Source organism: Paraburkholderia nodosa DSM 21604, assembly GCF_000519185.1.
GTDB lineage: Bacteria > Pseudomonadota > Gammaproteobacteria > Burkholderiales > Burkholderiaceae > Paraburkholderia > Paraburkholderia nodosa.
On record NZ_JAFA01000015.1, the window covers coordinates 180,653 to 195,270 of the forward strand.

At 64.5% G+C, this 14,618-nt stretch carries 10 protein-coding genes and 1 rRNA gene; 3 read left to right on the forward strand and 8 right to left on the reverse strand.

Annotation, left to right across the window (positions count from 1 at the left end):
• Positions 1 to 131 precede the first annotated feature (131 nt).
• From A3CW_RS47270 to A3CW_RS47275, 4 genes are all read right to left on the reverse strand, one after another.
• Positions 132 to 1,649, reverse strand: coding sequence for an efflux transporter outer membrane subunit (locus A3CW_RS47270; protein ID WP_081771762.1), 1,518 nt, complete (start codon positions 1,647 to 1,649; stop codon positions 132 to 134).
• A 2-nt stretch (positions 1,650 to 1,651) separates the two neighbouring features.
• Positions 1,652 to 2,899 (reverse strand): efflux RND transporter periplasmic adaptor subunit, encoded by a 1,248-nt coding sequence (locus tag A3CW_RS0122835; RefSeq protein WP_035513670.1) that lies wholly within the window; start codon positions 2,897 to 2,899, stop codon positions 1,652 to 1,654.
• 18 nt (positions 2,900 to 2,917) lie between these two features.
• The gene (locus tag A3CW_RS0122840; RefSeq protein WP_028205639.1) at positions 2,918 to 6,127 is read right to left on the reverse strand and encodes an efflux RND transporter permease subunit; all 3,210 of its coding nucleotides are present in this window, start codon (positions 6,125 to 6,127) and stop codon (positions 2,918 to 2,920) included.
• Positions 6,128 to 6,379: 252 nt separating this feature from the next.
• Complete coding sequence (locus A3CW_RS47275) at positions 6,380 to 7,423, reverse strand: LysR family transcriptional regulator (RefSeq protein WP_081771763.1); 1,044 nt, start codon at positions 7,421 to 7,423, stop codon at positions 6,380 to 6,382.
• Positions 7,424 to 7,654: 231 nt separating this feature from the next.
• Between A3CW_RS47275 and A3CW_RS0122850 the strand changes: the two genes are divergently transcribed.
• Both A3CW_RS0122850 and A3CW_RS0122855 read left to right on the forward strand, forming a co-directional pair.
• The gene (locus tag A3CW_RS0122850) at positions 7,655 to 8,362 is read left to right on the forward strand and encodes an MgtC/SapB family protein (RefSeq protein WP_028205640.1); all 708 of its coding nucleotides are present in this window, start codon (positions 7,655 to 7,657) and stop codon (positions 8,360 to 8,362) included.
• 186 nt (positions 8,363 to 8,548) lie between these two features.
• Positions 8,549 to 8,800, forward strand: coding sequence for a GlsB/YeaQ/YmgE family stress response membrane protein (locus A3CW_RS0122855; protein ID WP_028205641.1), 252 nt, complete (start codon positions 8,549 to 8,551; stop codon positions 8,798 to 8,800).
• A 90-nt stretch (positions 8,801 to 8,890) separates the two neighbouring features.
• Here the strand turns inward: A3CW_RS0122855 and A3CW_RS0122860 are convergent, their stop codons facing one another.
• From A3CW_RS0122860 to A3CW_RS0122870, 3 genes are all read right to left on the reverse strand, one after another.
• Positions 8,891 to 10,417, reverse strand: coding sequence for an acetyl-CoA hydrolase/transferase family protein (locus A3CW_RS0122860; RefSeq protein ID WP_028205642.1), 1,527 nt, complete (start codon positions 10,415 to 10,417; stop codon positions 8,891 to 8,893).
• A 196-nt stretch (positions 10,418 to 10,613) separates the two neighbouring features.
• Entirely contained in the window at positions 10,614 to 10,835 is a 222-nt protein-coding gene (locus A3CW_RS0122865; RefSeq protein WP_028205643.1) for a hypothetical protein, read from the reverse strand.
• A 129-nt stretch (positions 10,836 to 10,964) separates the two neighbouring features.
• Positions 10,965 to 13,184 (reverse strand): FUSC family protein, encoded by a 2,220-nt coding sequence (locus A3CW_RS0122870; RefSeq protein WP_028205644.1) that lies wholly within the window; start codon positions 13,182 to 13,184, stop codon positions 10,965 to 10,967.
• Positions 13,185 to 13,351: 167 nt separating this feature from the next.
• Here A3CW_RS0122870 and A3CW_RS0122875 point away from each other — a divergent pair, with 167 nt between their 5' ends.
• Entirely contained in the window at positions 13,352 to 14,365 is a 1,014-nt protein-coding gene (locus A3CW_RS0122875) for a LysR family transcriptional regulator (protein ID WP_028205645.1), read from the forward strand.
• A gap of 138 nt (positions 14,366 to 14,503) precedes the next feature.
• Here the strand turns inward: A3CW_RS0122875 and rrf are convergent.
• Positions 14,504 to 14,617, reverse strand: a 5S ribosomal RNA gene (rrf, locus tag A3CW_RS0122880).
• Position 14,618: the final 1 nt, after the last annotated feature.

A 14,618-nucleotide genomic window follows, 5' to 3' on the forward strand; every position in this document is an offset into this window, starting at 1 on the left:
TCCTCTTTGCGCGCTGCCCTGGCGTTGCCGGCCGACGCGGCCCGCGACCGCCGTTGCGCGCTTTTATATACCCTGGTGCCGGGCCCGCTCAAGCCCTCTTGCATGCCCCGCTTGAAGTCCTTGCATGCGACTCAGCTTCTGCCCTCTGCCTTCGGCACTTCGCGGCAGGTGCCCGCGCTGCAGGCCATCTCGCGGTCGTCGGCGCTCCAGCCGCCGCCCAGCGCCTTCGCGAGAAAGACCACCGTGGCGACCTGCTGGCCGTGAATCTGCACTTCCTGGCGCTCGCTGGCAAGCAACTGCTGCTCCGCGTTGAGCACGTCGATGAACGCGACGAGCCCGCCCTGATAGCGGTCGTTGGCGAGATCGAAGGACTTGCGTGCGTCGTCCACGGCCGCCTGGCCATCGGTCGAAGCACGTTCCAGCACCGAAAGGCCCGTTACCGCATTTTGCACCTCCTGGAACGCGGTGAGCACGGTCTGACGATAAGACGCCTGGGCCGACTCGTAGCCGGCCTGCGCGAAATCCACGCCCGCCGCGCGCTTGCCGCCGTCGAACAGCACCTCGCTGGCCGTCGCGCCCACCGACCACATGAGGCTCGGCACGGAAAAAAGACCGCCAAAACGCGTCGATTCCCAGCCGAAAGTCGGCGAAAGCGTGATGTCCGGAAAGTACGCGGAGCGCGCCACGCCGATCTGCGCATTGGCCGCGGCCATCGCGCGCTCGGCCGAGGCCACGTCGGGCCGCCGCTGCAACAGCTCGCTCGGCAGCCCGGTGGGAAGCGCGGGCACCGGCAGTGGCGTGAGCTTCTGCGCAATCGTGAATTCCGGCGCGGGCTTGCCGACCAGCACGGCAATGGCGTTCTGCTCCTGCTGCCGCTGGTTTTCGAGCAGATGCACCTGGGTTTGCGTGGCCGCCAGCTGGGCTTTTTGCTGCAGCAGTTCCAGACCGGAAACCGCGCCGAGATCGTGCTGCGCGGTCACGAAATCGAGGGCCTTTTGCTGCAGTTGCGCCGAGCGGTTCACCACGTCGATCTCGTTGTCGAGTTCGCGCATGGCGAAGTAGTCGGTGGCGAGTTCGGCGGTGAGCACGAGGCGCGCGTTGTCGAGATCGTCGCCGGCCTGTTGCGTCGACGCCTGCGCCGACTCCACCATGCGCCGGATGCGCCCGAACAGGTCCAGCTCGTAGCTCACGGTCGCGCCGACGGTCACCTGGTTCTGCACGGTCGAGGTGTTGGGCGTCGCGTAGTTCGTGAGCGGCCGGTTCGCGGAAATGCGCTCGCGCGCGAGGCCCGCGTCGAGCCCGACCTGCGGGCTTTGCTGCGACGACACCGAAGCGAGCGTCGCGCGAGCCTGCGCATAGTGCGCGGCGGCCACGCGCAGCGTCTGGTTCTCGGCGAGCGCCGCGGTTTCCAGACTGTCTAGCTCGGCGTTGTCGAATGCCTTCCACCATTGCGGATCGAGCGGTGCATGCGAAGGCTGTGCCGCGTGCCAGTATGAATCGGCGGAATCGACACGCCAGGCCTCGGGGCTTTGCGTTTGCGGCGCGTGATAGTCGGGGCCCACGGTGCAAGCCGCGAGACCGAGCGCGCCTAGCGCCGTGACGCAGGAGAGCGGCCATTTCAGCGTGTTTTGCCGCGTGTTTTGCCGCATCGTCACGTCGCGCTCCGCCTGGCGGCCTCGCGCGCCGATTCGGTCTTGTTCGGCGCGACCACGACCACGCTGTCGCCGTCTGCGATCGAGTCGCTCGGGTTGAGCACGACGCGATCGGTCGGCGCCAGCCCGCCGCTGATTTCGAGCGTCTGCCCGAGGTCCTGCGCGATTTCCACCGCCTTGAGCTTGATCTTGCCGTCCGCATCGACGACTGCAAGACGCGGGCCTTCCGAGCGGAACAGCAGCGTGTTGCCCGGCACCGTGAGCAAGCCCTTGGCGTCGGTCTGCAAGGCCGCCTGCACGTAGGCGCCGGGCAGCAGTTTGCCGTCGTGATTGGGCAGCGAGATTTCGGCCTCCAGCGTGCGCGTGGCCACGTTGATGGCCTGCGCCGTGCGCGTGACGGTGCCGTCGAAGGTGACGCCCGGCAGCTCCTGCTCGGTCACGCTCACGTGCTGGCCGACCGCTACCTGCTGCGCGTAGGTCTGCGGCACGTCGAGGTAGAGGCGCAGCGGGTCGGACTGCGCGATCGAAAAGAGCGCATGACCCGCCCCGCCGTTGCCCGCGTTCACGAGGTCGCCGATATCGACGTTGCGCTGCGTGATGATGCCCGTGATCGGCGCGACGATACGCTGGAACGACTTCATCTCCGTGAGGCGGCGCACGTTCGCGTCGGCGGCGGCGAGATTCGCCTGGTCCGTGTTGAAGGCGCCCTGGCGGTCGTCGAGTTCCTGCTGCGAGACCGCATCGCGCTGGCGCAATTGCTGCGCGCGATCGAACGAGGTCTTCGCGAGCGCGAGCGTCGAGGCGGCCTGATCGCGCTGTGCCTGCGCCTGGGCGAGTTCCTGATCGATCTCAGGCGTATCGATCTCGGCGAGCAACTGCCCTTGTTGCACATGCGCGCCGATATCGGCGTACCAGCGCCGCACGTAGCCGTTCGCGCGCGAGTAGATCGGGGCTTCGACAAAGCCGCGCAGCGTGCCCGGCAGCACGATGCGGCCGTCCGCGCCCGCGGCCACCGGTTGCACGACGCTCACGTACTGCTTCGCGTTCTGCTTCGTGACGTCGGCGAGATGGTGGGCATTCATGAGGTTCGACACGATCGTGCGCGTGGCGCCCGCAGCCAGCAGCAGCGCGACCACGATCAGCGCAAAGCGTGCACGCTTGCCCGCCTGGCCGCGCGCCGGCAGGTCCATGCCCTGCTCGCCGCCCACGGCGATGTCGAGAGATGAATGGTGGTGAGGTTCGTTCATGTCTTCGGCCATAATGACTTAACGGGTATCGCCTCGTGTACCGCGGCGCTGCGCCGCGCGCTCGCGTTTCGCGGCGGCGCGGTGGGCGAGCCGGGTATGCACGGTCGCAAACATCAGGGGTACGAACAATAGCGTGGAGACCGTAGCGAACAGCAGGCCGCCGATCACCGCGCGCCCGAGAGGCGCATTCTGCTCCGCGCCTTCGCCGAGGCCGAGCGCCATCGGCACCATGCCGATCATCATGGCGAACGCCGTCATCAGCACGGGGCGTATGCGGGTGGCGCCCGCTTCGAGCGCGGCGGCAAGCGGCGACGCGCCGGCAGCAAGACGCTGCCGCGCGAACGAGACCACGAGAATACTGTTCGCGGTCGCGACGCCCACGGTCATGATCGCGCCGGTGAGCGCTGGCACGCTCAGGTGCGTGCCGGTGATGAACAGCATCCACGCAATGCCCGCGAGCGCAGCGGGCAGCGCGCTGATGATGATGAGCGGATCGGCCCACGACTGGAAGTTCACGACGATCAGCAGATACACGAGCACCACCGCCATCGCAATGCCGACGCCCAGACCCACGTACGACGAACGCATCGTGCCGATCTGCCCGCGCATGGTGATGGTCGTGCCGCGCGGCGCGTGCGCCTGCACATGCCGGATGATGTCGTTGATGTTCACGCCCACGGAACCCAGATCGCTGCCCTCTACGCTCACGAGCAGGTCGATCACGGGACGGATGTTGTAGTGCGTGACGATGGCCGGCCCCCCGTGCGGCTCGAGCTGCACGAGGTTGCTCACGAGTTGCAGCGGCGCATTGGGATTCGTCGCGCGCGCGGAAACGGGCGTGCCCATCACTTCGTTCATGGAGGTTTCGCGATACTGCGGCGTTTGCACCGTGAGCGGGTATTCCACGCCGTTTTGCGGGCTCACCCAGAACGCGGGCGAAGTCTGCGTGCTGCCCGAGAGCGCGATCAGCACGTCCTGCGCTACGTTTTGCGGACTCAGGTTCAACTGCTGCATGCGCGTGCGGTCCATGGCGAGCGTGAGCGCGGGTTCGTCGTTGCGCTGCTCGATGTGCGCATCGACGGCGCCCGGCAGTTGCCGTACCTGCTTGAGCAGCGTGCTCGCCAGCGCCATGTCCTGGTTCAGGTTCGCGCCCACCACCTGCACGTCGATCGCCGCGGGCTGACCGAAGTTGAGAATCTGCGTGATGATGTCGGCGGGCTGGAAAAAAAACTCGACGCCCGGAAAACGTTGCGGCAGCAAGGTCCGCAGCTTGTCGATATAAATGCGCGAGGGATCGTGATCGGGCTTCAGCGCGATCTGGATTTCGCCGTCGAGCGTGCCCATCGTCCCCGCATTGCTGTACGAGAGGTTGATGCCGCTATAGGGCAGCCCGAGGTTGTCGACGATCGTTTCGAGTTGATCGGGCGGCACGACTTCGCGAACCACCTGCTCAACCTGGTCGGCGAGGCGCGCGGTTTCCTCGATGCGAAAACCCGTTGGCGCACGCATGTGCAAACGAATATTGCCCGCATCGACCGAAGGAAAGAAGTCGCGTCCAAGGAAAAAAACGAGGACGAGCGACAGCAGGCAGAACGCGAGGAAGGTGCCTCCGAAAAGCTTGCGGCGCGAGAGCAGCAAGCTCAATAGCGCGATGTAATTGGCGCGCACGCGCTCGAACGCATGATTGAAGCGCCAGTGTATGCGCGCGAACAGCGAGCCTCGAGCGCGCTGCGCATGCGCGGTGGGATCGTGACCCTCGAAGAGCAGCATGGCGAGCGTCGGCACCAGCGTCCGCGACAGGATGTACGACGCGATCATCGCGAACACCACGGCTTCCGCGAGCGGCACGAACAGAAAGCGCGCCACGCCCGTGAGGAAGAACATCGGCACGAACACGATACAGATGCACAGCGTCGAGACGAGTGCGGGCACCGCGATTTCGCCCGCGCCTTCGAGAATGCCGTCGTGCAGCTTCGCGCCCAGATGCAGATGCCGTTCGATGTTTTCGATCGTGACCGTGGCGTCGTCGACCAGTATGCCGACCGCGAGCGCGAGGCCGCCGAGCGTCATGATGTTGATGGTCTCGCCAAGCGCGTAGAGGGCGATGATCGACGAGAGAATCGACAGCGGAATCGACACCGCGATGATGAGCGTGCTGCGCCAGTTGCCGAGAAAGAGCAGGATCATCGCCGCCGTGAGCACGGCCGCGATAAGCGCTTCGCGCACCACGCCCTGTACGGCGGCGGAAACGAATACGGACTGGTCGAACAGCGGCTTGACGACGAGGTCGGCCGGCAGCGTGTCGCGCGCCTTCGGCAGCAGGTCCTTGAGCGCGCCCACCACCTGCAGCGTCGATGCGTCGCCGGTCTTGAGGATCGACATCAGCACGCCGCGCTGGCCGTCCTGGCGCACGACGTTGGTCTGCGGCGTGAAGCCGTCGCGCACGTGCGCCACGTCGCCGAGATAGGTGGTCGCGCCGTTCACCGTCTGCACGGGAATGCGGTTCAACCCGGCCAGCGTATCGGGCGATGCATTGGTGTCCACACGATATTCGGTCTGCCCGAGCTTGGCCGTGCCCGTCGGCAAAATCAGGTTCTGCGCGTTGACGGCATTAACGATATCGGCGGGCGTGAGGCCCTTCGAAATGAGCGCGCGCGTGTCGAGGTCCACGGAGATCACGCGCGTCTTGCCGCCATACGGGTAAGGCACCTGCGCGCCGGGAATCGTAATGAGCTGCGGGCGCAGGAAGTTCATCGCGACGTCGGCGAGCGCCTGCTCGCTCATCGACTTGCTGGAAAGGCCGAGCTGGATCACCGGAATGCTCGAGGCCGAATAGCTGATGACGAGCGGGGGCGTCGCGCCGGGCGGCATCTGCTTCACCTGCGCCTGCTCCGATGCAACAGCCTGCGCGATCGCGGTTTGCAGGCTTGCACCCGGCTGCAGGAACAGCTTGATGATGGCGATGCCGGGCAGCGACTGCGACTCGATGTGCTCGATATTGCTCACCGTGGTCGTGAGGCTGCGCTCGTTGACCGAGGTGATGCGATCGGCCATGTCCTTCGCGGAAAAGCCGTTGTACGACCAGATGATGCTGATGACCGGGATATTGATGTTCGGCAGCACGTCGGTGGCCATCGACATGAGCACGAACGGCGTGGCCAGCACGATCAGGATGGCCATCACGATGAACGTGTACGGTCGCTTCAGCGCGAGATTGACAATCCACATGTCAGTGTTTCGGACAACTCAGGCGAGGGTTGAGACGGGGACGCATTCATCCAGCGGGTGCCGCATCATAGGCAATGGCGGTGGCAGGTCGCTGTCGCCAATATGGCGAAACTGACAGGCAACGCGCGAGACGCGCGAAAGCGCACGGGAACGCAGATAGATCGGCGCTGTAGCGTCGCGAAGCACCGGAAATCCGCAGCCGCGAAACGCGCCGTAACGAACACGCGCTTCGCGAAGACTTCTTTAACTGCTTCAGTTCACAAGACGCAGGCGCTCCAGGTCGTGCGTGTTGTGACTGCGGCCGCGGCCGCTGCGCGCACGCGTCCCTCGCGGGCCCGCGTGTGCATCCACGTCGCGAAGCGGCTCGTCGCAGGTGGCGAGCGCAGCTTCCTGCTCGGCAAGGACGAGCGGCACCTTCTCGCGCAGAAACTCGACGAAGGTGCGGATCTTCGCGTCCAGATACCGGCGCGAAGCGTACAGCGCGTAGATGTTGAGCTTTTGCAGGGTGTGCGTGGGCAGCACGCGCACCAGCGTGCCGTCGGCGAGACCGGGCAGCGCCACCGGCACCGGCAGCGGGCCGATGCCCATGCCTTCGCGTATGGCGAGCGCAAGCGCTTCGGGATTGTTCACCTGGAACGGCGTCACGCCCGTATGCCGGAAGGTCTCGCCAAGCGGCCCCTCGGAAACCCATTGGCCGGCGGGCAGGCTCGCATCGGTCAGGTGCAGACAGGTATGCGCCTCGAGGTCTTCGAACGATTGCGGCTCGCCGCGCGTGCGCAAATACGCGGGCGAGGCGCAGAGAATGGCAGCGGTGCTGCCCAGATGCTGGGAGATCAGCGCGGAGTCCTCGAGTTCGGCAGCCACCACGACCGCCACATCGAAGCCCTCCTCGATGATGTCGGGCATCTGCTGCGCGATGGTGAGATCGACCGAGACCTCCGGCAAATGCTGCTGATAACGCGCGATGAGCGGCATGACATAGTGCTGCCCGAAACTCGTGCCGCCGTACACGCGCAGCTTGCCCGCGGGATTCGCGTGCGCTGCGGCGGCTTCGGCCTCGGCCTGCTCGATGTCGGCAAGAATGCGCTTGCAGCTCTGGAAGTAGCGCTCGCCCGCTTCGGTCAGCGACATGCGCCGCGTGGTGCGGTTAAGAAGCCGCGTGCGCAGTCGCGACTCCAGGTCGGTGACCGCGCGCGAGACCTGCGCGGTCGTCATCGTTTCGCTCGCCGCAGCGCGCGTGAAACTGCCGGACTCCACCACTCGCACGAAGACCCGCATATTGCGCAGCGTATCCATCAGAAACTCCCGTTCATTCGGCCTGCCTTCCCATCTCCATACGAATGAAACTAGTTTCGCTCACGAGCCGTGGCCTGATCCTGACTCGAACATGACAGCGCGGACAGCTTGGCGCAAAGCCCCGTCCCGCGTATGATCCACGAGCCCCCGGGGCGTACTGCAATGCACCCCGCCACGCCTTGCGCGAGAGCCGCATGGCGTGCGGCCGCCCTGCGCTTTCATGACAAAACGATGACTCTCGAATTCGCCTTGCGCCTTCTCGCGGCGTTCGCCTGCGGCGTCGCCATCGGCCTCGAACGCCAGATTCGCCAACGCACGGCCGGTCTGCGCACGATCACGCTCGTGGCAAGCGGAGCATGCCTGTTCGTCACGCTCGGCGTGCTGACCGGCAATGGCTCGACCGGCGTGACGCAAATCGCGGCCTATGTCGTCTCAGGCGTGGGCTTTCTCGGCGGCGGCGTCATCATGCGCGAGAAGGGCTCGATTCAGGGCATCAATACCGCGGCGACGCTATGGTGCTCGGCGGCAGTTGGCGTGCTGTGCGGAGCGGGCCATTACGGCCCGGCGGTGGCCGGCACCGCTGTCGTGCTGCTTACGAATACCGTGCTGCGCGAGGTGAGCCGCATCATCAACGCGTCGCCCATTTCGAATGCGGATCTCGTGCGCGCTTACGTGCTTACGGTGGTTTGCCGCGAAGAGGACGAAGTCCATATCCGCACGTTGCTTTCAAATTCTTTGTACTCCACACCGCTTTCATTCCAGAGCCTCACGAGCGAGGACCTGGCCGGCGATCCGCCGCGCCTGCGCGTGACGGCAACGATGCGCCTGCATCCGAAGTACCAGTCGAAGCTGGAACTCATGGCGAGCCGCCTGAGCATGGAGAAAGGCGTCTCCAGCGTAAGCTGGACCGCCGCGGAACCCGAAATCGCGCCCGAATGAGGCTTGCGCATGGCGTCCGCCGGCATTCCTTACGAATACATTTCCGATTCGTTGCGTTTTTTAAAACTATCGGCGGCAGTTTTTAAGAACTGTCAATTCTGGCCGCGTTTCATGGACGCGTATTCGCCCTTGGACTAAGCTGCACTCACCGTGATTCTTTCACGCCAACAAGGGGAGTCTATTCATATGCAACACGGCATCATTGCCTGGCTCATCATCGGCGCAATTGCAGGCTGGCTCGCTGGCGTTCTCGTCAAAGGCGGCGGCTTCGGATTGTTCGTCGATATCATCGTCGGCATTGTCGGCGCGTTCATCGGCGGTTGGCTTGCCGGCGTGCTCGGCATTCATATCGGCGCCGGCATCATCAGCTCGATCATTACCGCCATTATCGGCGCGGTCATTCTGCTCTTCATCATTCGCCTCGTGCGACGAGCGTAGCGAATTCGCGCTTTCAATGAAGAACGGGAGCACCGTTGCCGGTGCTCCCGTTTTGTTTCGTGTGCTTCTGAATGGCGAGCGCCCTGGGCCTTATGCGTTTGCGACGAGTCCGCCCATCGCTTCGGGCAGCATCGAACCCGTTTGATTGAAGCGCAGATGCATTTCATACGCGCGCGCGAGATCGTGCGGCGTCTGGCCGCCGATCTTGAGTGCGTCGCGATAGTAGTCGCGCAGCAGGTCGCGATAGAGCGGATGCGCGCAACGCTCGATCACGAGGTTTGCACGCTCGCGCGGCGCGAGTCCGCGCAGATCGGCCAGACCCTGCTCCGTGACGATCACGTCCACGTCGTGCTCGTTGTGGTCGACGTGCGGCACCATCGGCACGATGCTGGAAATGCGGCCGTCCTTCGCAATCGCCTTGGTCGCGAAGATCGCGCACGACGCGTTGCGCGCGAAATCGCCCGAGCCGCCGATGCCATTCATCATGTGCGTGCCGCCCACGTGCGTGGAATTGACGTTGCCGTAAATGTCGCATTCGAGCGCGGTGTTCAGCGCAATCAAGCCGAGGCGGCGAATCACTTCGGGATGGTTGCTCACTTCCTGCGGACGCAGCACGAGCCTGTCGCGATAGCGGTCGAGTTCGGCGAGCACCTGAGCCTGGCGCTGCGCGGAAAGCGTCATCGAGGCGCCCGAGGCGAATACCATCTTGCCGGAATCGATCAGATCGAACGTCGAGTCCTGCAATACTTCGGAGTACATCGTAAGTGCTTCGAACGGTGAATCCACGAAGCCCGAAAGCACGGCGTTCGCGATCGTGCCGATACCGGCCTGCAGCGGCGGCAGTTGCGCGCTCATGCGGCCGTGCTTCACTTCGTGCTGCAGGAATTCGATGAGGTGGCCGGCAATGCGCGCGGTTTCTTCGTCGGCGGGCAGTACGGTCGACGGGCTGTCCGCCTCGTTCGTGATGACGATGGCGGCGATCTTCTCGGGCGGAATCTCGATGGCGGTCGTACCCACGCGATCCTGCGGGCGTACGATCGGCAGCGGATCGCGATGCGGGCGGCGGCCGGGAATCCACACGTCGTGCAGACCTTCGAGCGCGAGCGGCTGTGCGAGATTGATCTCGACGATCACCTTCTCCGCGAGAATCGCAAAGCTCGCCGAATTACCGACCGACGTGGTGGGCACAATCGCACCGGTTTCCGTGATTGCGGCGGCTTCGATGATCGCGAGATCGAGTTTGCCGAGCAGGTTCGCGCGCAACATCTCCACGGTTTCCGAAAGATGCTGGTCAACGAACATCACTTCGCCGCGGTTGATCGCCTTGCGCAGCGTCGCGTCCACCTGGAACGGCAGACGGCGCTCGAGCACACCCGCTTCGGTCAGCATGCGATCGACGTCGTGGCCGAGCGAGGCGCCTGTCATCAGCGTAATGCGCAGCGGCTCTTTCTCTTCGCGCGCACGGCGCGCCAGTTCGAGCGGCACGGCTTTCGTGTCGCCCGCGCGCGTAAAGCCGCTCGCGCCGACGCGCATGCCGTTGCGCACGAGTTGGGCCGCCTCGGCAGCCGAAGTGATTTTCCCGCGCAAGGCGGCACAACGAATACGGTCTTCGTACATCAAAGTCTCCACAAACTCTCTGATCGCCTGGTGCCTATTTTCAGGTCTTGCATCGGCGGTCGTGCACTGCGCGTTTCACAAAACACTGTTGCAGTGTTTTGTGCAGCCACAATGCGCAAAGCCGCGGCGCCCAGATGAAGGCGTCGCGGCACAGGATTTCAGCGTGCGCCTGCACATGGCTGGCGTGCTCTCGATCTCAGCTACCGAAATAAATATTGCAGAAGCTGACCGGGCCGACGCATTCATCCTTCTTTGCCGGCTTTACGATTTCGCGGTGGGCGGGCGCTTGCGCTACTTGCGGGGCAGCGGATTGCGCGACCTGCTGGGGGACGCTCGCTGCCGGTGCTTCGTTCTGTGCATAAGCAGCGGCGGCGGCAAACAGCGAACAGGCAACAACAGCGATCTTCAGGGACTTCATTTTACTCTCCAGTGCTAACGGGTACTGCGAAGCAGTGATGTGACTATATGACTCAGGGTCGAATTGATTAAGCGGGCGGGGTGGAAGGCATATTTCCAGACTGCAGCAAGATCGCGCAGGCCTGCTTTTTCATTGTGTTTTCAACGAACTGTGCGGCGCACGCGTGCGGCGTGCGCGGCGCGCGAGCGGTCCGAGCGGCGCGTCGCGGTCGAGCAGCGCGCTGCGGATGAAGTGCAGATGACTCAGCAGCCGTTGCACCTCGTGCCGCCTTTCCCGCTCGTGATGCACGGTGGCGAGCGCCTCCTGGGCGATCCAGGTCGCGGCGCGCACGGCGCTGAGCGCGCGGTCGAGCGCGATCCCGTCCGGGCTCTCGAAAAGATGCGCGATGTCCTCCTGTACGCGCGCGAGAGCCATAGGCCAGCGCGCGTCATGAAGGTCGAGCCAGGCTGCCGCGTGCGCCTCGTTGCGCAGATCGACCACGGCGTGCCCGACTTCGAGCGTCACGAGCATCCACCGCAGCGCGCGCCGGTGCGCCTGGCGGCGCCCGTTCAGCAAGAGCCTCAGCTGGTGCATCAGATCGTGCGTACCGGACTGGAAGCGCTGCCCAAGGCCATCCAGTTCCCCGTGGCAAGCCAGCACGACCTGGCCGCGCAACGACACGCACATGCGCTCGACGAGCCAGTTCATGTGCGGCGGAAACACCACCGCGAAAGCGAGCGACGCGACCAGCATCGCGGCAACGACGGCGATGCCGTTGTTGACCAGCAGATCCGGCGTGTAGGCGATCACGTTGTCCGGACCAGCCAGCAGGCAGAAGAACACCGAGAAGCCGACGCCATAGCCCGCTATCCGCGAGCGCGTGGCGAGAAAAGCGCCGATGGCGAGCACCGGAACGAGTGTCGCGCAGAGCAACGGAAAGCCATCGACATTGGGATAGACGTAGCAGGTGAAGAGATAGCCCGTCACGGCGGCAAAGCCCGCGCCGACCGCCATCTGCACGGCCATGCGCGACGCGTTCGGCGACGACGAGGTGAGCGCGCACGTGAGCGCGGCCGCGATCATCGCAAGGCCGCCGCTCGGCCAGTCGGTCTCGACCCAGAACCAGCCCAGCGCCGCCACCACTACGGCCGTGCGCACGAAGGTGAACGCCACGACGTACCAGCTCGTGCGGGGCACGTAGCGCGCGGCGCGCGGCTCCTGCGCGGGACGCGCCTCCATGAGCGATGCCCACGTGCGGCTGTAGCGCACGACCTCGGTCGTAAAGCGATAGATGAGTTCGGCCGAGGTGTCGAAGTCGGGCAGCGCGTCGGGCAACGCGTGTTCGAGCGGCCGCCGCGTCTCGCGCACATGACGCGGCAGCGTGCGCTGGAAGGCTTCGAGCCCGTCGGCGAGTCGCCGCGCATAGGCGCGATCGCTTTCGTTGCGGCTCGGCCGTTGTGCGAGCAGCGCCGCTAGCTCGCCGAAGTATGGCGCGAGCGGTGCGATCGCCGCGTCGCTCCAGCGCAGCCTTTTGAGCAACTGGCGCAACGCATGCAGCCGCGCGCAGGCATCCATGAATTCGGAATTCAGGCGCGAAAGCAGGCCGCTGCGCGAGCGCATCGTCGGATCTTCGAAAGATGAGAAAGCACGCGTGGCCTCGAAGCCGACGACATCGTCGACGAGACTCGCAAATCGCCCTTCGAATGCGCCCCTTTCGAGCCGCCCAGCCAACACCGCCGCAGCGAACGCAGTAAAATTAAGATAGCGTGAGCGCAGGGTGCGACCGAGCAACGAGCCCGATTGCCGGGGCACGATCACCGCGCTGACCATGCCCGAGCAGAGTATGCCAACGGCCACTTCGGCGCCGCGGCCCAGTGCGGCGAGAAAGAGACCGTTGGGCTGCATCACGAGCGGAATGCCGATCAGCGCTGCCGTATAGCCGGCGAGCACGAAACCGTACCAGCGAAAATGGCGATTCCTCATGGCGGCGGCCGTACATGCGGCCACCCATCCCGTCATCCCGAGTATGTAGAGCTCGGGCTGCTGGACGAATACGGCGCCCAGCACCACCGCCGCGACCATTCCCACCGCAGTGCCGACGATGCGATAAAAGCTCTTGGCGAACACCATGCCCGAGAGCGGCTGCATCAGGACGAACACCGTCGTCATCGCGATGCGCGGCTGCGGCAGGTCCAGCAGCATGGAGATGCCCATGGCAAGCAAGCCGGCCGCGACCGTTTTCAGCAGATGAATCCAGATCGCGCCGTCGCTGGCCTGCCAGTCACGCAGCGCCCGTCTGGCGGCGCGCCATATGATCTCCGCGCGCCGACGCGAGTCGAACGCTCGATGTATCGCAGGCTGGCGGCTCATGACAAACGCTCGGGCTGTTTCGAAGACAGGGGCCGATTGTAGGAGCGTCATTGCGCCGCATTAATGGGACGTGCGGGGAACCTCCGTTCCAGATCACTCAACAATGGCGCGCCCTGACAGGCGGACAATATCGTTTCTGCACCGAACAAGAAGGTCAAGAAGGTCTGATGGATACGTTACAAAACATGCGGGTGTTCGTTCGCGTTGTGGAAGCGGGCAGCTTCACCGCCGCGGCTCAGTCGCTGGATTCGACCACCGGCGCGATGTCGCGCGCGGTATCCGAACTCGAAGCGCATTTGCGCACCCGTCTGCTCAACCGCTCGACACGCCGGCTTGCGCTCACGCCCGCTGGCGAGCGCTATCTCAAGCGCTGCTCGCAGATTCTCGCGGACGTCGGTAGCGCGGAAGAAGAGGCGAGCTGCGCGCATGAACGCCCGGCCGGGGCGCTGCGCATGCACAGCTTTGCGAGTATTGGTCAGCAGTACGTGCTGCCGGCGATCTCGCGCTATCGCGCGCTGCATCCCGAAGTCACCGTCGAGCTGACGCTCTCGCAACGCATGCCGGATCTCTTCGAGGGCAGCAGCGACGTCTCGGTGGTCACGGCGTCATCGCTGCCGAATTCCGATCTCGTTTCGCACCAGCTGGGTTCGACGTACAGCATTCTGTGCGCGTCGCCTGGGTATGTGCATACGCACGGTGCGCCGCGCACACCCGCCGATCTATCGCATCACGACTGCCTGATTCTCAAATCGCCGGCGTTCCCGGCGCATGAGTGGATACTCGAGGGGCCCGAGGGCAACGTCGAGATGCAAGTGGACGGACCGGTGCAGGTGAATATCGCGGAATCGCTCGCAGTGGCGATACGCGAGGGGATGGGGATCGGGATGCTGCCGGTCTACGCGGCAATAGAAGGATTGCGTAACGGTACGCTCGTGCGCGTACTGCCGCAGCACAAGCTGCAAAAGACGAACGTGTACGCGCTTTATCCGTCGCGCAAGTTCGTCGACGCGAAAACCAAGACGTGGGTGGAATTCTTGCGCGCGCATCTTCCGCAAGTCATCGAGCGCGACCTGGCGCTGCTGGAAGAATTGACTCAGGAGCAGCTTGCGGACGTCGCAGATGAGCTTGCTTTGGCGAAGGACGCCTCGGTCGCAGCAGCTGTGCAGAAGGCGACGCAATAAGCCTGCGCTTGCGCAAGCGGGTTAACGAATAAAGCCGTCCATTGGACGGCTTTTTTGTTTTCCGCATCCGAAGCGTAAACGCCAGAACCCCGGCTCTCTTTCGGAGACACCGGGGTTCTGGACGTTACAGCATAAGGAGCCTGACGATTACCTACTTTCACACGGGCAATCCGCACTATCATCGGCGTGGAGCTGTTTCACGGTCCTGTTCGGGATGGGAAGGGGTGGGACCAGCTCGCTATGGTCATCAGGC